The 20324-nt window shown below is 43.1% G+C and carries 20 protein-coding genes; 13 read left to right on the forward strand and 7 right to left on the reverse strand.

Features of this window, described 5'->3' with window-relative positions:
* Nucleotides 1–6: 6 nt before the first annotated feature.
* Together eno and LPB140_RS12365 are read right to left on the reverse strand one after the other, a co-directional pair.
* Entirely contained in the window at nt 7–1293 is a 1287-nt protein-coding gene (gene eno, locus LPB140_RS08025) for a phosphopyruvate hydratase (RefSeq protein WP_072559385.1), read from the reverse strand.
* Nucleotides 1294–1478: 185 nt separating this feature from the next.
* Complete coding sequence (locus tag LPB140_RS12365; RefSeq protein WP_156874174.1) at nt 1479–1817, reverse strand: hypothetical protein; 339 nt, start codon at nt 1815–1817, stop codon at nt 1479–1481.
* Between LPB140_RS12365 and LPB140_RS12370 the strand changes: the two genes are divergently transcribed.
* The 5 genes from LPB140_RS12370 (at nt 1792) to LPB140_RS08050 (ending at nt 3642) form a co-directional block, all read left to right on the forward strand.
* Nucleotides 1792–2157: a hypothetical protein gene (locus LPB140_RS12370; RefSeq protein ID WP_156874175.1), complete on the forward strand. Its 366-nt coding sequence runs from the start codon at nt 1792–1794 to the stop codon at nt 2155–2157. The genes LPB140_RS12365 and LPB140_RS12370 overlap by 26 nt on opposite strands.
* Complete coding sequence (locus tag LPB140_RS08035) at nt 2144–2548, forward strand: hypothetical protein (RefSeq protein ID WP_072559386.1); 405 nt, start codon at nt 2144–2146, stop codon at nt 2546–2548. The genes LPB140_RS12370 and LPB140_RS08035 overlap by 14 nt, the downstream gene beginning before the upstream one ends.
* Complete coding sequence (locus LPB140_RS08040) at nt 2548–2823, forward strand: hypothetical protein (RefSeq protein WP_072559387.1); 276 nt, start codon at nt 2548–2550, stop codon at nt 2821–2823. The genes LPB140_RS08035 and LPB140_RS08040 overlap by 1 nt, the downstream gene beginning before the upstream one ends.
* 28 nt (nt 2824–2851) lie before the next feature.
* Entirely contained in the window at nt 2852–3349 is a 498-nt protein-coding gene (locus LPB140_RS08045) for a hypothetical protein (RefSeq protein ID WP_072559388.1), read from the forward strand.
* Nucleotides 3350–3411: 62 nt separating this feature from the next.
* Nucleotides 3412–3642, forward strand: coding sequence for a DUF4170 domain-containing protein (locus LPB140_RS08050; RefSeq protein WP_072559389.1), 231 nt, complete (start codon nt 3412–3414; stop codon nt 3640–3642).
* A gap of 10 nt (nt 3643–3652) precedes the next feature.
* Here LPB140_RS08050 and LPB140_RS08055 read toward each other — a convergent pair whose 3' ends face one another.
* The 4 genes from LPB140_RS08055 to carA form a co-directional block, all read right to left on the reverse strand.
* Nucleotides 3653–4195: a rhomboid family intramembrane serine protease gene (locus tag LPB140_RS08055; protein WP_198024094.1), complete on the reverse strand. Its 543-nt coding sequence runs from the start codon at nt 4193–4195 to the stop codon at nt 3653–3655.
* Nucleotides 4196–4300: 105 nt separating this feature from the next.
* Complete coding sequence (gene greA, locus LPB140_RS08060) at nt 4301–4777, reverse strand: transcription elongation factor GreA (RefSeq protein ID WP_072559391.1); 477 nt, start codon at nt 4775–4777, stop codon at nt 4301–4303.
* Nucleotides 4778–4869: 92 nt separating this feature from the next.
* Nucleotides 4870–8259 (reverse strand): carbamoyl-phosphate synthase large subunit, encoded by a 3390-nt coding sequence (carB, locus tag LPB140_RS08065; protein WP_072559392.1) that lies wholly within the window; start codon nt 8257–8259, stop codon nt 4870–4872.
* A gap of 2 nt (nt 8260–8261) precedes the next feature.
* Nucleotides 8262–9446, reverse strand: coding sequence for a glutamine-hydrolyzing carbamoyl-phosphate synthase small subunit (carA, locus tag LPB140_RS08070; RefSeq protein WP_072559393.1), 1185 nt, complete (start codon nt 9444–9446; stop codon nt 8262–8264).
* 199 nt (nt 9447–9645) lie between these two features.
* Between carA and LPB140_RS08075 the strand changes: the two genes are divergently transcribed.
* The 8 genes from LPB140_RS08075 to LPB140_RS08110 all read left to right on the forward strand — a co-directional run bounded on the left by LPB140_RS08075 (nt 9646) and on the right by LPB140_RS08110 (nt 18790).
* Nucleotides 9646–10098, forward strand: coding sequence for a GatB/YqeY domain-containing protein (locus tag LPB140_RS08075; RefSeq protein ID WP_072559394.1), 453 nt, complete (start codon nt 9646–9648; stop codon nt 10096–10098).
* A gap of 26 nt (nt 10099–10124) precedes the next feature.
* Nucleotides 10125–12011, forward strand: coding sequence for a DNA primase (gene dnaG / locus LPB140_RS08080; RefSeq protein ID WP_072559395.1), 1887 nt, complete (start codon nt 10125–10127; stop codon nt 12009–12011).
* Nucleotides 12012–12048: 37 nt separating this feature from the next.
* Entirely contained in the window at nt 12049–14076 is a 2028-nt protein-coding gene (gene rpoD, locus LPB140_RS08085; protein WP_072559396.1) for an RNA polymerase sigma factor RpoD, read from the forward strand.
* Nucleotides 14077–14163: 87 nt separating this feature from the next.
* Nucleotides 14164–15636, forward strand: a complete 1473-nt coding sequence (cas13e, locus tag LPB140_RS08090; RefSeq protein WP_072559397.1) for a type VI-C CRISPR-associated RNA-guided ribonuclease Cas13e — start codon at nt 14164–14166, stop codon at nt 15634–15636.
* A gap of 276 nt (nt 15637–15912) precedes the next feature.
* Nucleotides 15913–16155, forward strand: a complete 243-nt coding sequence (locus LPB140_RS12620) for a hypothetical protein (protein ID WP_418346530.1) — start codon at nt 15913–15915, stop codon at nt 16153–16155.
* Between the two features lie 110 nt (nt 16156–16265).
* Entirely contained in the window at nt 16266–16976 is a 711-nt protein-coding gene (locus tag LPB140_RS08100) for a DUF6975 family protein (RefSeq protein WP_072559399.1), read from the forward strand.
* Nucleotides 16977–17072: 96 nt separating this feature from the next.
* A complete protein-coding gene (locus tag LPB140_RS08105) occupies nt 17073–17915 on the forward strand; it encodes an AAA family ATPase (protein ID WP_072559400.1) in 843 nt (280 codons plus the stop codon).
* A gap of 26 nt (nt 17916–17941) precedes the next feature.
* Nucleotides 17942–18790, forward strand: coding sequence for a DUF817 domain-containing protein (locus tag LPB140_RS08110; protein WP_335682187.1), 849 nt, complete (start codon nt 17942–17944; stop codon nt 18788–18790).
* Here LPB140_RS08110 and LPB140_RS08115 read toward each other — a convergent pair.
* Nucleotides 18778–20178 carry a methyl-accepting chemotaxis protein gene (locus LPB140_RS08115; protein WP_072559401.1) on the reverse strand — a complete coding sequence of 467 codons (1401 nt, stop codon included), beginning with the start codon at nt 20176–20178 and terminating at the stop codon, nt 18778–18780. The two genes, LPB140_RS08110 and LPB140_RS08115, sit on opposite strands and share 13 nt — an antisense overlap.
* Nucleotides 20179–20324: the final 146 nt, after the last annotated feature.

A 20324-nucleotide genomic window follows, 5' to 3' on the forward strand; every position in this document is an offset into this window, starting at 1 on the left:
ATAAAATTAACCCATCACACATTTAATGGCGGACAGTCCAGGATAGACTGCTGCAGAGCCAAGCTCTTCTTCGATACGGATAAGCTGGTTATATTTTGCCAACCGATCCGAACGGGCAAGGCTGCCGGTTTTAATTTGACCACAATTTGTTGCGACCGCCAAATCGGCAATTGTTGCATCCTCGGTCTCACCCGAACGATGTGACATTACCGCGCTATATCCCGAACGCTGCGCCAATGAAACGGCAGCCAATGTTTCGGTCAAAGTGCCAATTTGATTAACCTTTACGAGCAGGCTGTTGGCCATTTTACCTTCTATGCCCATGGCCAAACGCGCCGAATTGGTCACGAATAAATCATCACCCACCAATTGAACACGGCCGCCAATTTTTGCGGTTATATCTTTCCAACCTTCAAAGTCATCTTCGCTCATGCCATCTTCAATAGAGACAATCGGATAATCATTGCATAATGATACCAAATAATCGGCCATTTCGGTTGGCGATAAAGATAGATTTTCGCCGCTAATTTCATATTTGCCATTTTTGAAAAATTCGGTCGCGGCACAGTCTAGGCCAATGGCCACTTCGCTGCCGGTTTTAAACCCTGCCTTATCAATTGATTCCATAATAAAATCAAGTGCATGGCGTGTGGACGCCAAATTTGGTGCAAAGCCACCCTCATCACCCACAGATGTCGCCAATCCTTTTTGCGAAAGGCCCGATTTCAACATATGAAAAATTTCTGACCCCCAACGCACAGCCTCGCTTAATGAAGGTGCACCAACTGGCATGACCATAAATTCTTGGAAATCAATTGGGTTATCGGCATGTTCGCCGCCATTGATGATATTCATCATCGGCACAGGCAGCACATGTGCATGCGCACCACCAATATAGCGATATAAAGGAAGCCCGCGTGCATCGGCGGCTGCCTTTGCAACTGCCATGCTGACGCCCAAAATTGCATTTGCGCCAAGGCGAGATTTATTTTCCGTGCCGTCCAGGTCAATCATCACCTGGTCAATTGTTTCTTGATCCTCTGCATCTAAATCCAGTAAATTATCGGCGATTTCACCATTTACCGAGCTTACCGCTTGCAAAACACCCTTGCCGCCATATTTGCTTTTGTCACCATCACGCTTTTCAACCGCTTCATAAGCGCCCGTTGATGCACCAGATGGAACGGCGGCGCGTCCAAAACTGCCATCTTCCAACAAAACATCTACTTCCACCGTGGGGTTGCCCCGGCTATCCAAAATTTGACGGGCTAAAATATCGATAATTGCAGTCATGGATAAACATTCCTCTTATTAAACAAAAGTGATGGTTTTTTGTTCCTATAGGATAGTTCAAATAATATGCAATGCGCATAACTGATTATTATCAACCATGCCGTAACGTATAATTTAAAATTATATTTTCATTTTAATCGACCAACGACATTAAAATATCGTGCAAATGGGTTGAATTTTCTATATTATGGCCCAAATAAATAAATATAATGAAAAATGATAAAGGATTTGCTCATGGCCCAATCTCCTAAAAAAACACCCACTGAAAATGTTGAGACAAAATCAACTAACACAAAAAAAACTGCGACCGCGAAAAAAACTGCACCAAAGAAGGCGGCATCAGCAAAGAACACCGCACCTAAGAAAGCGACCGGCACAAAGGCTTCTTCTGTAAAGGCTGCTGCTAAAAAAACTGTTGTAAAGAAAACAGCACCTAAAAAAGATACGGCATCCAATAAATCAAAGCCGGTGGCAATTTTGACACAAAAAGGTGAGAATATGAACGAACAAATCCGCTCCAGCATTGCCGATATGAAGGGTCAGGCCGCCAGCTCCGCAAGAACAGCCGCCAATAAGGGCAAGGAAAAAGCGCATGAAGCATTGAGCAATATTGGAAAAATGTTCCGCGACAGCGCCAGCACAATTGACGAAAATGTCGGTACACAATATGGTAATTATGCACGTAAAGCGGCGGATTCCGTTGAAAACTTCGCCAATCGTGTCGATGAAAAAGAAGTTGATCAAATTGTCGATGATGCGCGTGAATTTGTTAAGAAAAGCCCTGCAGTTGCCATTGGTGCAGCGGCGGCCATTGGGTTTGTAATGATGCGTTTGTTAAAATCGGGACGTGATGACCAAGCATGATGTTGATGCAGAATCACTAAATTCTGATGACGAAGATATTGCGCGTAAATTTGATGCAGAAGATCCCTCAATCTCTGCAAAGGATCAGCTTGTCGGTTTTATCAATCAAATAAAACAGTTAATCTCTGTTGAAATTGATTATTATAAATCCTTTGCAAGGCGCGGCCAAAAATTGGCGCTACACGCCTTAATCTATGCTTTTATTGGCTTAATATTTTTAAGCATGGCCATTATTGCATTTGTCATTGGCACATTATCATATCTGGCGATGTGGCTTGGGTGGCCGTTGGCAACCATATTTGTTATGCTATTATCATGCATAGGTGCGGCGGCGACTTTATATGCTTCTAAAGCCAAAGTGCAGAAAATTTCGATGAAGGATGATTTTTGATGACCAGCACCGATTCACATTTGAAAATATTGGCTGCGAAAAGGAAAGAAATGCGCCAAGCAATTGGCAATGATTTTCAATTCACCAAGGAAATCCTTAAACCATCCAATATTATTTCACGAACAAAGAAAAAAGGTGTTCAGAAAATTCACATTGTCAGTGAAAAAATGAAAAATAGCGCGGTTCAGAATAAAAAATCCATTTCAATTGGCGGCGCAATCATGCTGTCGGGAATTGCCGCAGGGATTTGGTATAAATTTAAAAACAAGCAATAAAATTTTTAAATATTAATTGGAAGATGAAATGGCCAATAAAACTAGTAATGATATTAAAACTGCCCGTGATAAGATTAGTGCAGGTAAATCAAACATAGCCAATGCAACATCAAATATTGGCCAAAAGGCTGCAGATATTAGGCAAAAAGCGGTCGATTACAGCAAAAATTCATCTGAAAAATCAAAAAAAATCGCGCAAAAGGCAAAAAATAGCTCGGTCAACTTTGTCGAAAATAATCCATTGGGCGCCGTTGCAAGTGGTTTAGTTTTTGGCGCATTGTTGGCGGCGTTAATTCCCACGTCCGAAAAAGAGAAAATGGCCGTTAAAAAGGGAACTGCGAATTTAAAAGATAAAGCATATAAGGCAGTTGATGCAGCAAAAACCGCCCTTGCAGAAAATAGCCAAGATCTCAATCAATCAGCAAAAAACAGCTATGGTGATTTACTGGAAAAAGCTGCTAATTTAGTGAAAAATGCCGGTAAAGCGGCCAAAGATGCTGCAAATATTTCTGATAAGGATAAATAGCACTGGCATTATGTTGCTTTGGCCGTTATGCGCCATTTCAAAATTTATTGGGGACATATATCATGACAGATAAAGCAAAAATGCATTTGGTTTTTGGCGGCCGGGTTTCCGATCCACGCTCATTGGACTTTACCAATTTAAATGCTCTCGACATTGTTGGTATTTTCCCAAATTATGAAGAAGCAGAAGATGCGTGGAGATCATCGGCGCAGCGCACTGTTGACGATGCGGAAATGAAATATGTTGTTGTTCATTTGCACCGTTTGCTTCAACCCGACGAAGCAGCGGAATAAGCAATATTGTTTATTTAAGCAATTTTACCGATAATAATCCTGCGATAAATGCACCCATATGTGCATAAACAGCAATATTCATATCGCTAAGAAATAGCATCATGCCGAAATTTAATATCGCCCATAATAGGGTGAGTTGGATGAATCTTGTCCAATAAACAGACAAGCCACCCCATGGCGTAATCGCTTTTGCTGGCATTAACATCATTTGCACGGCTATAATCGCAGAAATCCCGCCGCTTGCCCCGATAATTGGCAAATCTGACATGGGGTTAACGGCAAATTCGGCAAGGCATCCCGCAAATGCACCACAAAAATATATCAACAGAAATTTACGCGTGCCGGTGATATTTTCAACAATCCCGCCAATTATACCCAGCAGCAACATATTCATTAACAAATGAAAAAAGCCGCCATGTAAAAAGGTGGATGTAAATAATGTTAATAGAGGAGGAATTAAAAACCCCTCCCCCGTTTCAAAAATTGGTGTTTGCGACAATCTTAAAGGAATAAAGCCGCCTTGCAGGATGAAATAATTCGAAATTTGGGGCACCAGTGTCAGAAGAAATATAATAATATTTACGGCCATTAAGCAAATAACTGCAAATCTATATTTCATCTAAAACAAGCCTTATTTTGTTCAAACACTCATTTACGGTCAAATAAATTCAATTTTTTCAATCAAATAATATTTCTCACCCGATGGTACAACAACCTCAATCTCATCGTCCACTTTACGTCCAATTAAAGCACGGCCAATTGGGCTGCTATAGCTAATCCGGCCAATTTTTGCGTCGGCTTCGGTCTCACCAACTAATTGATATTTAACCGGCTTATCATTTTCATCAAGCAAATGGATTGTTGCACCAAATATTACTTTATCGCCGCTTAATGTTGCAGGATCGATAATTTGCGCTTTGCCAACCTTGGCTTCCAAATCGCTAATCATCGCCTCAACTTGGCCCTGTCGTTCCTTGGCCGCATGATATTCCGCATTTTCTGACAAGTCGCCATGCGCACGCGCCTCTTCAATTGCTTCCACAATTTTGGGGCGCTCAGCACGCAATAATTTAAGCTCGCTGGTTACTTTTTCAAAACCTTCTGCCAACATTGGAATTTTATCACTGCTTGCCATAATTGGCTTTCATCCTTTTATCTGTTTAACAAAAAAGAAGATATAAGGAGCAAAATAAGCTCCTCGCTTATATCTTTTTCAATGTCGGAAAATTATTTTCTTTTATTATAATAATCTTGAAGGCTTCGAACTTCAAGTGTTTCTGTTCTTATGGCCTTAATCGCATGAACTGCGGCCACACTGGCCGCCGCTGTGGTATAGGATGGAATTGCCACATCCATTGAAGATGCGCGAATTGATTTTGAATCGCGCAGGCTCTGCCAACCTTCTGTCGTATTGAAAACAAGCGATATTGTGCCGTCCTTAATTAAATCCACAATATGCGGGCGGCCCTCAGCCACTTTATTAACCCGTGTGACCGATGGCACATGATGCGATTGCAAATATGTCGCTGTTCCGCCAGTTGCGACAATATCAAAACCCATGTCAGCTAACATTTGTGCAGCGGGTAATATAACGGGCTTATCAGTATCCTTTACAGAAATAAACACGGTGCCAGATTGTGGGAGCTTTTGCCCTGCCCCCATTTGCGACTTTGCAAAGGCCATGGGGAATTTTTTATCAATACCCATTACTTCACCCGTTGATTTCATTTCTGGGGAAAGAACAGGGTCAACACCTGGGAAGCGATTAAACGGGAAAACAGCTTCCTTCACCGCCATATAATCAATATCCAGATTGATTTTGGGCAAATCTGCCAATTTTTCGCCCGCCATAACACGTGCGGCAATTTTGGCAACGGGCGCACCAATTGCCTTTGCGACAAAAGGCACTGTGCGCGATGCACGCGGATTTACCTCTATTAAATAAACGTCGCCATCCTTAACCGCAAATTGAATATTCATCAGCCCTTTAACATAAAGGGCCTTTGCCAGCATGACGGTTTGACGTTTAATTTCATCAATAATTTCGTCGCTAAGACTATATGGCGGCAAGGTACATGCGCTGTCCCCACTATGCACGCCTGCTTCTTCAATATGTTGTAAAACGCCTGCGACCACGACGTCATCACCATCACAAATGGCGTCAACATCCACCTCTATGGCGTCACGCAAATATTGATCAATCAATACGGGCGAATTTCCCGAAACCTGCACTGCGGTGGCGATATAATCCTCCAGCTGGGCAGTGCCATCAACAATCTCCATCGCGCGGCCACCCAAAACATAGGACGGGCGTATTAAAACCGGATATCCAATTTTTTCTGCGACTGAAATCGCCTCTTCGCGGCTGCGGGCAATGCCATTTTCAGGCTGCTTTAATTTCAATTTATTGATTAAAGCGGCAAAACGCTCCCTATCCTCGGCCAAATCAATGGCATCTGGCGATGTGCCCAAAATCGGGATTCCGGCATCTTCCAATGCCTGTGCCAATTTTAACGGGGTTTGACCGCCAAATTGCACAATCACGCCCAATAATTCACCCTTGGATTTTTCAACTTCTAATAATTCCAAAACATCTTCGTCGGTTAATGGCTCAAAATAGAGACGGTCTGAAGTATCATAATCGGTGGAAACTGTTTCGGGATTGCAATTGACCATGATGGTTTCATATCCCACCTCATTCAAGGCGAAACATGCATGGCAACAGCAATAATCAAATTCAATACCCTGTCCAATACGGTTTGGACCGCCGCCCAAAATCACCACTTTTTTGCGGTCGCTTGGTTCAGCTTCGCATTCCGCCTCGCCAAAAATCGGGGCTTCATAGGTGGAATACATATAAGGGGTTATTGCCTCAAATTCTGCGGCGCAGCTATCAATACGTTTATAAACGGGTCGTACGCCCAATTTATGACGCAAAGCCCGCACTTCTGCAGCGCTAGTCGCCCCGGCCATTGCACGAATGGCCTCCCCAATTAACCCGCCAGAATCGGCCAATGTGCGCCCAGCCCCGCCATGAACATGGACAGAATCTATTGCCAAATTGGCCAAGCGGACGTCCGAAAAGCCCATGGATTTTAATTTGCGTAATTTTACCGCATCATTGGGAAGGCCATTGGCAATAATGTCATTTTCCGCATCAACTATGCTGCGAATTTGTTCCAAAAACCATGGATCATAGCTTGTTATATTATGAATTTTCTCATTCGAAAATCCTTCGCGCATCGCCTGTGCCACGACAAGCAATCTTTCGGGCGATGTTTTGCTTAATTCTGCGATAATATTATCTTCATCGGCGCCAATCAGGTCGCGAACACGGTTTAATCCGTCCAATCCAGTTTCCAAACCACGTAGCGCCTTTTGAAAACTTTCGGTGAAATTGCGGCCAATGGCCATTACTTCGCCGACTGACTTCATGGCGGTGGAAAGGTTGGAGGAGCTACCCTTAAATTTTTCAAAGGCAAAACGCGGAATTTTGGTCACCACATAATCTATTGTGGGTTCAAATGCCGCCGGCGTTGCCCCCGTAATATCATTGGTAATTTCATCCAATGTATAGCCCACGGCCAATTTTGCCGCCACCTTGGCAATGGGAAAGCCCGTCGCCTTTGATGCAAGGGCGGAGCTGCGCGATACGCGGGGGTTCATTTCAATCACCACCAAGCGGCCATCGGCGGGGTTGACAGCAAATTGCACATTTGACCCACCGGTTTCCACGCCAATTTCGCGCAATACATTTAATGATGCCGTGCGCATGATTTGATATTCTTTGTCGGTCAATGTCAAAGCAGGGGCAACGGTTATACTATCGCCCGTATGCACGCCCATTGGATCAACATTTTCAATTGAACAAATGATGATGGCATTGTCATTTTTATCGCGGACAACCTCCATCTCATATTCTTTCCAGCCAAGCAGGCTTTCATCAATTAAAATTTGGCCAACTGGCGAAGCCTCAATCCCCGTACGGCAGAAATGTTCATATTCCTCGCGGTTATAGGCAATGCCGCCGCCGGTTCCGCCCATGGTGAATGCAGGACGAATAATGGCAGGCAAACCAATATCCTCCAAATATTTCATTGCATTGGCCACGCCTTGCGGGCGGTCATATCCAATGATTTTACCTTGATCATTTTTAATGGCAGGTGCCGCTGCAATGGCCGCGCGCGGATTTTCAAGGCCGATACGGTCCATCGCCTGACGGAATTTTTCGCGGTCCTCGGCTTTATCAATCGCCTCTGCGGTCGCGCCAATCATCTCCACGCCAAATTTTTCCAACGTGCCATCTTCATAAAGGGCAAGCGCCGTATTTAACGCGGTTTGCCCGCCCATTGTTGGCAGCACAGCATCAGGCCGCTCTTTTTCAATAATTTTGGCGACAACTTCCGGCGTAATCGGCTCTACATAGGTGGCGTCCGCCATGTCGGGATCGGTCATAATGGTCGCAGGATTGCTGTTCACCAATATGATATGATATCCCTCTTCCTTCAAAGCCTTCACCGCTTGCGTGCCGGAATAGTCAAATTCACATGCCTGCCCGATGATAATCGGCCCTGCACCAATGATTAGGATGGATTTAATGTCGGTTCTTTTTGGCATGATTATTTTTTCTTTAAATTAGAAACAAATTTGTCGAACAGATAGAAACTATCTTGTGGTCCGGGGCTGGCTTCGGGGTGATATTGCACGCTAAATGCTTGTTTGCCGTCAATTTCGATACCGCAATTTGACCCGTCAAAAAGGCTGACATGCGTTTCGCGAACATTGCTGGGCAGGCTTGCTCCATCGACAGCAAAACCGTGGTTCATACTGGTAATTTCCACCAATCCGCCGTCATGACGTTTTACAGGATGGTTTGCGCCCCTATGCCCCTGATGCATTTTTATTGTTTTTGCACCCGCCGCTAGGGCCAACATTTGGTGGCCAAGGCATATACCAAATATCGGCACATCCCTTTCCAATAATGATTTAATTACCGGAACGGCATATTCACCTGTGGCCGCCGGATCACCCGGCCCATTGGATAAAAAGACACCATCAGGCGCCAAGTCCATTACCTCATCAAAACTAATATTTGCTGGAACTACAGTGATTTTTGCACCAGACTTCACAAAGTTTCTAAAAATATTATCCTTTGCGCCATAGTCAATGGCAACAATATGGGGCCGATTGTCTGCATCTTTGACATCATTCATGTCATGAGAATTAAATCCTTGGCCAAGCTGCCAAACATCGCCAGCCCATTTGCTTTGCCCCGATGACGTCACCTCCTTGGCAAGATCCGCACCCAACAAGCCACCCCATTGGTTTAAATCCTGTGCCAGCGCATCTAAATCAAATTTGCCGTCAGGATGATGGGCAATAATGACATTTGGCGCACCCGATTTGCGTATCATGCGGGTAATGGCGCGTGTATCAACGCCGCAAATACCAATCAGCCCTTGCTGTTCCATCCATGTTTTAAAATGTCCTGATGAACGGAAATTGGATGGATTTGTCACATCCTCTCGCACCACACATCCCATGGCATGAGATTTTCGTGCCTCAACATCCTCTTCATTGGTGCCAACATTGCCAATATGGGGGAATGTGAAATTGATAAATTGCCCGGCATAGCTGGGGTCAGTCATTATTTCCTGATATCCGGTGATGGAGGTATTGAAACAAAGTTCACCAATTTTATGGCCCTGTGCCCCAAATCCATAACCATAAATTACTCTGCCATCTGCGAATAATATTATCGCAGTCGGTTTGTTTCCGTGCGTATCGGGGGCTATATTTGCCATTATTATGTACCGCCTATTACTGGATATAGTTTAAATATCGCGCCGCCATGGTGTAAAAAACATACTGTAAAAATCAGCTGCATTTTCATGACGCCAAACTTGTCGGTGATTATGTTTTAAAAACTTTATGGTCAATGTAGATAAAAAATTATTATCTGACTATAGTAGTTCTTTATTCCTAGATTCGCTGAGGTCAATTATGATTCGAGAGAGGTTAAAAACCGCTCAAATCGCTGCTATGAAAAGCGGCGAAAAAGACAGGCTTGCCACCATCCGATTAATGTTGGCCAAGGTAAAGGACCGCGATATTGAACTTCGCATGTCGCAACCATCTGATGATGATGACGCCATGATTATTGATGTTTTGCAAAAAATGGTGAAACAACGCCGTGAATCCATCGCCATGTTTGAACAGGGTGGCCGCACCGAATTGGCCGCTGTGGAACAGGCCGAATTGATTATTATCGAAGAATTTTTGCCCGCTCAATTGGATGAGGCAGCCACAATTGCTATTATTGACGCCATAAAGGCGGAAACAGGCGCATCATCCATGAAAGATATGGGCAAGGTTGTGGCTTTGTTGAAACAACGTCATGGCAGCGAATTGGACATGAGCAAAGCAAGTGCTTTGGTGAAATCTGCGCTATCATAAACCCTTAATTCACGTTAGGGGCAGTTATGGCACTGGACAATAGATGGTTTGATGAATTACGGGCGCGGACGACTTTGTCCGCCCTTATTGGCCGATCTGTAAAGGTGCAGAAAGCTGGCAGAGAATATAAGGCATGCTGTCCTTTTCATAATGAAAAAACACCAAGTTTTACGATAAATGATGAAAAGGGATTTTATCATTGCTTTGGGTGCGGTGCGCATGGTGACGTCATTAAATGGATGACCGATCATCAAGGCCTGCCCTTTATGGATGCAATAAAACAGCTGGCCAGTGAAGCGGGTATGGAAGTGCCCGCATCCGATCCAAAAGCCGCCAAGCGCAAGGAAAAGCGCGACAGCTTATTTGACGTCATGACGGCGGCGGCGGCATATTTTCAAGAAGAATTACAACGCCCCGGCGGTGCAATTGCGCGTGACTATCTGCTGTCTCGTGGCGTTAGGGATAATATCATCGCCCGATTTGGCATGGGCTTTGCCCCCAATGATCGCCAGGCGATAAAGGTTGCGCTTTCCCAATTTAAGGAAGAATCCTTAATAGAGGCCGGCTTGCTAATCAAAGTTGACGACAAAGAGCCTTATGCCCGTTTCCGTGGTCGTTTAATGATACCCATTTTGGATCAGCGCGGCCGCTGCATCGCCTTTGGCGGCAGGATATTGGGCGATGGCGAACCCAAATATCTAAACTCACCCGACACGCCATTATTCGATAAGGGGCGGACTTTATATAATTTGAATATTGCATCGACGGCATCACGTCAATCCGACCGCATAATTGCGGTTGAGGGATATATGGACGCCATTGCATTGGCGCAATCGGGTATAGATGACGTCGTGGCACCGCTTGGCACCGCCATGACGGAAAATCAGTTGATGATGATGTGGCGGTTGGTTGATAAACCGCTTTTATGCTTTGATGGTGACGCAGCGGGGCAAAAGGCAGCTATGCGGGCGGCTTCACGCGCCCTGCCCTTATTAAAACCAGGAAAATCGCTTCGTTTCATTCAAATGCCTGCTGGGATGGACCCCGATGATGTAGTTAATAATCAGGGAAAAAAAGTGTTTGATGATTTGGTCAATAATGCATCCTCGCTATTGGATAAAATATGGGAATATGAAAAACAGTCGCAGCCGCTTGATGGTCCAGAGGATAAGGCAGGGTTGAAACAGCGCCTTGGTGTCTATTTATCTGCCATCGCAGATGCGGATATAAAGGGCCATTATCGCGAAGCATTTGATCAAAAATTATCCGATTTGTTCAAAAGACCACAGCAAATTTATCAACAAAATAATCAAACGGGCCGCAATTTTCAGAGATTTGACCCCAAAAAACCAAATTGGAAAAGGCAAAACAGCCCACCTTCCTCTGCCGTTCGGACAATTGCAAGCAAGGGCAGCGATATTTTAATGTCAATGATTTTGGGCAGTTTATTGCGTGATACGCGCTTAATCCCCCAATATTTTGAGTCATTATTAGAACTGCACCCTAGTGACGAATTGGACGCACAAATCCTAAATGCCTTAATAAATGTAAATGATTCGAAAGAAAGACTTGATAGTGATGCAATTTATACCATATTAGGAGAGAAATTGTATAATAGGGCGTCTTCATTGCTTAGAGCGGATAGCATGAACCTCGTCAGTTCAAATGGAAATATAGCAAAAGATGACAAGTCAGAGGGCCATAAAGCAGGCTTTTTGGGTGAAGCGATAGATTTATATTGCCGTAAACCCAAATTGGAAGAATCTTTACGGCTGGCTAATCTTCGCGCTGCACAGGCGCAAAGTGATGCGGAATTTGAACAAGCGGGCAAGGATGTGTTGGAATTGGCCAATGCATTGCGTGAATTGGAACAAAAACTGGCCGATATTTTAATCGCCAGTGCAAATGATTGAATAATTGTGATATTTATCACATAGGGGAATATATAAAGTGGCTAAAAAACCTGTTAATTCAAAATCTACTCAGGATAAAGATGCGCCGTTAATTGATTTGAACGAGGCGTCAGTAAAAAAGTTAATCACTCGTGCAAAAAAGCGCGGCTATATCACCTATGATGAGATAAATGAGGCATTGCCTCAAGACCAAATGACGTCAGAGCAAATTGAAGATGTTATGTCCGCCATTTCCGAAATGGGCGTAAACATAGTTGAAAGCGAAGATGACGCAGCCGAAGAAAATGATGATGACGGTATTGAAACCGCCGATGATGATTCTCCTAAAAAATCTGCGCCCGCCGCAACAGCTGTAAAAAAAGCCGCCAATGACCGCACCGATGATCCGGTCCGCATGTATTTGCGCGAAATGGGCGCGGTTGAATTATTAAGCCGTGAGGGCGAAATCGCCATTGCAAAGCGGATTGAATCTGGCCGTGACACAATGATTTTGGGACTTTGTGAAAGCCCGATTACATTTCATGCCATTATTGATTGGTCAAATGCGCTGAATGAGGGCGAAATGCAGCTGCGTGAGATTTTGGATCTTGACGCAATGCTATCCAAAGAACCCGCGCCCGAAAATTTAGAAGATGATGCCGAAGATGATGGCGAAATTAGCGAGAAAACCGCTGGCCCATCATATAAGGATGATGATGATGTAGAGGATGAAGAAGACGACATCATTGACGATGATGAAGATGAAGAAGCAGCCATGCGCCGCAAACGCCGCGCAGAGGAAGAAGAGGAAGAGGATAACACCCTTTCGCTTGCCCAAATGGAGGAAACATTAAAACCGGCGGCGCTTGAAAAATTCTCCACCATCACAAAATTATTTGGCAAATTTTCAAAAGCACAGGAAAAGCGCATGATTGCGTTGGCCAATGGTGAGGAATTATCCACCGCATCCGAACGCAGTTATCAAAATATGCGCGAACAATTGACCGCAGAGGTTGAAAGCGTGCAATTCCACGCCAGCAAAATTGAATTTTTGGTGGACCAGCTTTATTCTTTCAACCGCCGCTTAACCGCGCTTGGCGGCCAGATGCTGCGCCTTGCCGAGCGTCATAAAGTGCCGCGTAAACAATTTCTGGATTCCTATATGGATCATGAAATGGATGAAAATTGGCTGTCCGATGTCAGCAAAATTGACAAAAAATGGGCCAAATTTGCGGAAAATGAGGCTGTGAGCGTAGAGCGCATTCGCACCGAAATTTCCGACATTTCTGCCGCCACCGGCATGTCACTTGGTGAGTTTCGCCGTATTGTGAACATGGTGCAAAAGGCGGAGCGCGAAGCACGTATTGCCAAAAAAGAAATGGTGGAGGCCAATCTTCGTTTGGTTATTTCCATCGCCAAAAAATATACCAATCGCGGCTTGCAATTCCTTGACCTTATTCAAGAAGGCAATATCGGCCTGATGAAGGCGGTAGATAAATTTGAATATCGCCGTGGTTATAAATTTTCCACCTATGCCACATGGTGGATAAGACAGGCGATTACCCGTTCCATCGCGGATCAGGCCCGCACCATTCGTATCCCCGTGCATATGATTGAGACCATTAACAAATTGGTCCGCACATCACGCCAATTTTTGCATGAACAGGGCCGCGAACCCACACCAGAGGAAATGGCAGAGCGTCTTTCCATGCCATTGGAAAAAGTACGCAAGGTGATGAAAATTGCCAAAGAACCGATTAGCCTTGAAACACCCATTGGTGATGAGGAAGATTCGCATCTGGGTGATTTTATTGAGGATAAAAATGCGATTATCCCCGTTGACGCGGCGATACAGGCGAATTTGAAAGAAACGGTTACCCGCGTTTTGGCCTCGCTCACCCCGCGTGAGGAACGGGTGCTGCGCATGCGTTTTGGTATTGGCATGAACACCGACCATACATTGGAGGAAGTGGGCCAACAATTTAGCGTGACCCGCGAACGTATCCGCCAAATTGAGGCAAAGGCCCTGCGTAAATTAAAACATCCTAGCCGCTCTCGAAAAATGCGCAGCTTCCTGGATCAATAAATTTGCACATTTTGCTTACAAAATAAAATTTTACCCCTAAATATATGTTTTGATGCATATTTTTAGGGGTTTTTTGTGGCTGTTATAATGGGTGATCAAAATTTATTTGGCGATTTGGTGAAAAGGCCAAAATTCCGTTCGGACATATTATATTTTGTGCAATTGGCGGGAAATTATGCCGCCAACATTTTTGTTGATATGCGAAATCGTGCATCATCCAAACAGAAAAAGGCATTTTATGATTGGTTATCCGGTGTAAAAAATGATGATATTGATGTAAGGTTGAAAGAGGCGTTAAATAATAGCAATCAATATTTTGATCCTTTTAAAAAGGGATATGCCCAAATTTTGGAGGAAATGCCCCTGCCCCTGCGCGATCGGATGGAACGCGCCATTCAACATGACCATGTCCTGCCCATTAGTTTGAAAAATTTTATCAAAAATTTGGATGATTTACGTGAATATCGCCATTGGTTGGAACATTATGATGACCGTATTAAAAAGGGCAGTCCCAAAAAAATAAGCGACGAACGCGCCGTCCAAATTATCACATTGATGATATTACCATTTTTATCCGCCCATATGAAGGGACGCATCATCCACCATGCGCGAAATATGGGCATGCGGCACAGGGAAATTGAACAATTTATCGCCCCCATTGATAAAATAATAAGGGATAATATCGCATCGCGCCGGGACGCCAGCAAATATATTAACGGGTTGAAAAAACGTAAATCCAACGAAGAAATAAAGGAATTTATAACCGAAAAATATGGCAATGCCCCGTCGGACATGGCGGTGCACCGTTTCGCCAAACAGGAAAAGAAAAAACGCAATGATTTGGAAACCCGCAAACAGGCATTGACCAATTTATATAATCGTTATTTTGATAAAGATCATTGGCCGCGATATAATCATGAAAATTTCCTTATTCGGTATCAATTTTTGGGCAAAAGCAGGATAAAGGAAGTTGAAGAATATATTATCGAGCAGAATCCAGACAAAAAACATATTGATTTTATATTGGATATTGAACCCATTTTCATGCTGTCCTTTGAAATATCGTTAATCATCCATATTTGGTTTAGCGATTTGGAGGTAAAGGGCGTGCCCATTCGCGATAGAAAAAAATTAAATAAGTTAAACGATAAGGCCGCCCGAATGGTTGATATTCGCAACCAAATTGCCCATGGCGGATGGATATGGCGAATTGAAAATAACGCCAAAAATGGCGAATTTTATAGCATAACCGAAATAATGGAGGGGTTATTTGCCGTATTGGACCACCCCAATATAAATGATAAGGCGCAATATAAAAATGATTTAATCACCGCCTTACAAGGTGCATTTTTGCGGTGTAAAAAATCATATATTTATGAAAATATAAAGGATGGCGATCCCAACCAAAATCGGGCAAGATATGTGATAAATTATTGGTCAACCAAAAATCGTGATAAATTTGCGGACAGGCATGGGGTTGACGCCAAATGGCGTGTGGAGCGGCGCATACCCCTTCGTAAAATGGCGGCAACATGGATGCGGGATTTGAAAAAATTATGATTTTTACTGAAAAAAAATTGACTAAAAAACAAGAATATGTAACAAATAAATCTGGTCTTTTTAATTCCAAACGGTGTTTTTATAATATATTTCATATATTTATATAGACATCGGTTGTAGGCAGTCCCATTTTTAGGACTGTCTATGACTGAGGAAGGCGGCCTTAAAGACCTGATTGAGTTGTAGGCAGTCCCATTTTTAGGACTGTCTATGACTGATTATTACACAACATCAAAGCCAGTTCCGTTGTAGGCAGTCCCATTTTTAGGACTGTCTATGACATTTCCCATCCTCCAATTAAAACGTCATCCCCATGAAAATGGGGATCCAGAAACGCTAGTGGTATTTCACTGGATTCCCGCCTTCGCGGGAATGACGAAGAGAGACGCCGGAATTACAAGGATATTGCGCTGGATTCCCGCCTTCGCGGGAATGACAAAGAGAGGCGCGGCGATGACGCGGGAAAAGCGCGAAAATGACGTGGAGGAGTGCAGGAATGATGAAAGAGTGAAAGCGTGACGAGAAATTTAAATTTTTTGAAATTAACCACGCTTTGTAAACTAGTATTTCATAATTTATTGATATTGCCGTTTATCAAAGAATAAATTGATTCATAATAGGGGTGAATTTTGACATTAACGGCACAGCTTTCTTCGCCCGCAAATGATTGGGTTCGTGATATTTTTGGTTCGGTCGCCCGTGATGGTTCGGGCATGGCAATTGACAAATTGACCCAATATTTAAACGATCCAGATGACAAGCATCGCCGTCATCGTTCATTATTGGTGGGGCAATTACATGCAGATATATGCCATTTTTTGAATCTTTGCCATGGGCAACAACCAGGCGTAGTGGACTATGCCGAAAATAAAATTACCGGCGATGAGGCAAAAATTTGGGCCGCAAAAGCAGCGATTGGCTTTGGCAAAGAACGCGATTTATTAAACCAATTAACCATTGCCGCCGGACCGCCCGCGCGGCAGGCCGGCCATGATATGGCATTACATTTAACGCAGGACCAACCCAAAAACCTTGCCATGTTGGCCAGTTCCGATCGCAAGGGATGCGCCCTTGGCTGTGCGATGGGATTTGTTGCTGATTGGCATATTATCCGCGATTTATTAAACAGTTTGTCGATGAAATTTGATTTACCCAAAAGCGAATTAACCTTGCCCAGCATCGCCGAAACGATGGAGATTTGTGTGATAGAGGGCAATGGCCCTGCCCTGCAACGCGCCATCCGATTTGGATTTGAACAAGTCTGCGCCCAACAAAAAGGATTTTGGGCCATTATCGACGCGCGACATCAACAAAGGTTGAACGAAGTATTATATGGGTAAAGATATTTTGTCCCACCCTTTTTACCTTCCCCATATTGCAATATATTTTCATGCTGATATGAAACCTTAATCAAATGATTAAGAACAGGATTTTTCATGCAATTTGAAGGTACACAAAATTATGTCGCCAGCGATGATTTAAAAGTCGCGGTTAATGCGGTGGTGAAATTACGCCGTCCATTATTGATTAAGGGTGAACCTGGCACCGGCAAGACCGTGTTGGCGCATGAAATATCGAAGGCATTGGACGCGCCATTGATTGAATGGAATATCAAATCCACGACAAAGGCGCATCAGGGATTATATGAATATGACGCGGTGGCGCGGCTTCGCGACAGCCAATTGGGTGATGAGCGCGTTCATGATATTAAAAATTATATTAAAAAGGGCAAATTATGGGATGCCTTTACCAGCCCCAAATTACCCGTTTTATTGATTGATGAGGTGGACAAGGCCGACATTGAATTTCCCAATGATTTATTGCAAGAATTGGACCGCATGGAATTTTATGTCTATGAAACACAGGAGCTTATCAAAGCGGCCGAACGCCCCATTGTCGTCATTACATCCAATAATGAAAAAGAATTGCCCGATGCGTTTTTACGCCGTTGTTTTTTCCATTATATTAAATTTCCCGATCGCGAAACAATGCAGGAAATTATCAATGTGCATTTCCCCGATATTCAAAAAATATTGGTTAGCCGCGCCATGGATATTTTTTACGAAGTCCGCGATGTTCCAGGGTTAAAGAAAAAACCTAGCACGAGCGAGCTTCTCGACTGGTTAAAATTATTATTATATGAAGATATGCCGTTGGAGGTTTTGCAAAATAAAGACCCAACAAAGGCCATCCCACCATTGCATGGCGCATTGTTAAAAAATGAACAGGATATCATGCTTTTTGAACGATTGGCCTTTATGGCCCGCCGTAATAGCTAAATCATTGATAAGAAAATGATGATGCCATGATGATGCATAGCCGATTTTACCAAATTCGGCTGGTATTAGAGGAATATTCTCCGTCTGGAAAATGGCAAAGCTGGATTTTTGAATTTCTGCTTTTTGGTTTTAAACAGGCTTGGGCCTGCCTATTTGGCGGCTTATTGCTTGGTTTAATATTACTGACTTATTTTCTTTATCCTGAAAATATTCCAATTGCCCGATATGATTTTTTGGTCGTCATGGCGGTGGCGATACAAATTTCTTTAATATTATTTCGCCTGGAAACAATCGCCGAGGCGCGCATAATATTGATATTTCACATTGTCGGCACAGTGATGGAAATTTTCAAAACGGCGCATGGGTCATGGGTTTATCCTGAAAATGGATATTTAAAAATAATGAATGTGCCCTTATTCTCTGGATTTATGTATGCCGCCGTGGGCAGCTATATTGCCCGAATTTGGCGCATTTTTAACATGCGTTTTTCACATTATCCGTCCATGGCAATCACATATATAATTGCGATGTTAATTTATATAAATTTTTTTACACATCATTATTTTTATGATGTTCGGTATTTCTTATTCGCGGTCATTATATTTATTTACTTAAAATGCTTTGTTTATTTTAAGGTTTTGCGCGAATATCGCAAAATGCCATTATTATTGGGTTTATTATTGGTGGCATTGTTCATTTGGTTTGCGGAAAATATTGCTACATTTGCCGGCGCATGGGCATATCCCAATCAAACAAAAATATGGCAAATGGTCTCCATTGATAAATTGGGGGCATGGTTTTTATTAATGTATATCTCGTTTATATTGGTTTCAATCATACAAAAACCATCACCTCCGCAAATTTATGCGGAATAAGCAATTTCAAAGTCACCCCATCTTTTTCCATCAAAATATAATGGCACATAAACATTTCGTACGGTTTGATATTTTGTGCCATTGCCCTCATGCCGGTAAACGGCCATTGTATAGAGGTCTGTGCTTTGTTTTGCGCTGATATCGCACCCTTCCAATATCTTGCGGCCATTGCGGCAATATTTTGTATCATGCGTTATATCCCCCGTCGGGGTGCGGGAATATTCTGAACAATGGGTTGGTAAATATCCATTTACATCGGTTAAAACAGCCGAAAAAATATTCGGCCCGCTTGCCTTAACTTCGTCCATAAATGGTCGCCAATAACGATCCGCAAACATGGTGAAATTATTGGTAAATCTTTCTGGATTGCTACCTGGCACGGGAATATAGTTGCGGTCGAATAAATCGCTAATTTGAATTTTATTTTCTGCAATCAATCTGTCGGTTAATTCTTTAATTTCCTTTGCCTTTTGACATGCCAATTCAACAAAGGGGGTGTCAATTTTTGATGCGCCGCTTTTTACGATAATATCGAACATATTATTCGCCATTAACTCGGTTGCGTCGGTTCGGTCATGGGCGCTGACCAATAATTTATTATTTTCATCAACGCGGTTTGCAACAATTTGCAATCCAGATTTTGATTGCTCCATCAACAGGCGCAATTCATTGCTTTGGTTGACGATATTGTCATTTTGCTGATCAACTTTTGATACCATATTTGCGACATTATTTAATGTCGTGCTAATCGCATTTAACCGTTGGTCCATGCCATTGGTTTTTTTAATACCATTATTGATTTGCGAGATGATATAATCAGCTTCATTTGCAACATTAGCCATATTTTGCGCAATTTCATTTGTTGCAGAACGTGTGTTTTGCGACAATGTTTTCACCTCCGCCGCGACAACAGCAAATGTTGCACCTGCATCTCCTGCCTTTTCGGCCTCAATTGATGCATTAAGGGCGAGCATATTGGTGGTTTTTGCAATTTGTTCGATTAAGGCGGCCACTTTACGAACATCGTTTATCGATGTGGAAAAAGAGGTGATGCGCTCTCCCATTTGGCGAATTAAAGTCACCAAATCTAAAAATTGATGGGCAGAATTTTCAATTTCATCCTTACTATTTTCTAGATGAGATTTAGCATCGCTGGTTTGCTGCTTTGCCTTGGCACAGGCATTCAATACCTCAATCTGGCTTTCATCTAACTCCACGAAAACCTTTAATAATTCTGCCTGTTTTTCTTTGACCAAATCCGAAGATTCTATCACATCTAAAACAACGCCGCTTACCTCGCTACAACTCATGGTCACTTCACCGCATTGCTGGGCAAGTTTTTCAGACCAAATATCCTGTGCATTAGTCTCAATTTTTTGCTGTATCATCTAGGCAAGTCTCATAGTTTAATTGATATCTAATTCACTATTATTCAACTATGGTTAGCAAATGGTTAAATTTTACAAATTGGGTCATAATATGAAGCCGTCATTAGTTTATCCTAGCAATATTCCATAATATTCTTAAACAGGAA

Origin of the sequence: Sphingorhabdus lutea (assembly GCF_001889025.1) — a bacterium.
GTDB lineage: Bacteria > Pseudomonadota > Alphaproteobacteria > Sphingomonadales > Sphingomonadaceae > Sphingorhabdus_B > Sphingorhabdus_B lutea.

Coding starts and splice junctions, on each gene's coding strand:
- eno (WP_072559385.1), bottom strand. CDS start 1,293: ATGACTGCAATTATCGATATTTTAGCCCGTCAAATTTTGGATAGCCGG.
- LPB140_RS12370 (WP_156874175.1), top strand. CDS start 1,792: ATGAACGAACAAATCCGCTCCAGCATTGCCGATATGAAGGGTCAGGCC.
- LPB140_RS12365 (WP_156874174.1), bottom strand. CDS start 1,817: ATGCTGGAGCGGATTTGTTCGTTCATATTCTCACCTTTTTGTGTCAAA.
- LPB140_RS08035 (WP_072559386.1), top strand. CDS start 2,144: ATGACCAAGCATGATGTTGATGCAGAATCACTAAATTCTGATGACGAA.
- LPB140_RS08040 (WP_072559387.1), top strand. CDS start 2,548: ATGACCAGCACCGATTCACATTTGAAAATATTGGCTGCGAAAAGGAAA.
- LPB140_RS08045 (WP_072559388.1), top strand. CDS start 2,852: ATGGCCAATAAAACTAGTAATGATATTAAAACTGCCCGTGATAAGATT.
- LPB140_RS08050 (WP_072559389.1), top strand. CDS start 3,412: ATGACAGATAAAGCAAAAATGCATTTGGTTTTTGGCGGCCGGGTTTCC.
- greA (WP_072559391.1), bottom strand. CDS start 4,777: ATGGCAAGCAGTGATAAAATTCCAATGTTGGCAGAAGGTTTTGAAAAA.
- carB (WP_072559392.1), bottom strand. CDS start 8,259: ATGCCAAAAAGAACCGACATTAAATCCATCCTAATCATTGGTGCAGGG.
- carA (WP_072559393.1), bottom strand. CDS start 9,446: ATGGCAAATATAGCCCCCGATACGCACGGAAACAAACCGACTGCGATA.
- LPB140_RS08075 (WP_072559394.1), top strand. CDS start 9,646: ATGATTCGAGAGAGGTTAAAAACCGCTCAAATCGCTGCTATGAAAAGC.
- dnaG (WP_072559395.1), top strand. CDS start 10,125: ATGGCACTGGACAATAGATGGTTTGATGAATTACGGGCGCGGACGACT.
- cas13e (WP_072559397.1), top strand. CDS start 14,164: ATGGGTGATCAAAATTTATTTGGCGATTTGGTGAAAAGGCCAAAATTC.
- LPB140_RS12620 (WP_418346530.1), top strand. CDS start 15,913: ATGACATTTCCCATCCTCCAATTAAAACGTCATCCCCATGAAAATGGG.
- LPB140_RS08105 (WP_072559400.1), top strand. CDS start 17,073: ATGCAATTTGAAGGTACACAAAATTATGTCGCCAGCGATGATTTAAAA.
- LPB140_RS08110 (WP_335682187.1), top strand. CDS start 17,942: ATGATGATGCATAGCCGATTTTACCAAATTCGGCTGGTATTAGAGGAA.
- LPB140_RS08115 (WP_072559401.1), bottom strand. CDS start 20,178: ATGATACAGCAAAAAATTGAGACTAATGCACAGGATATTTGGTCTGAA.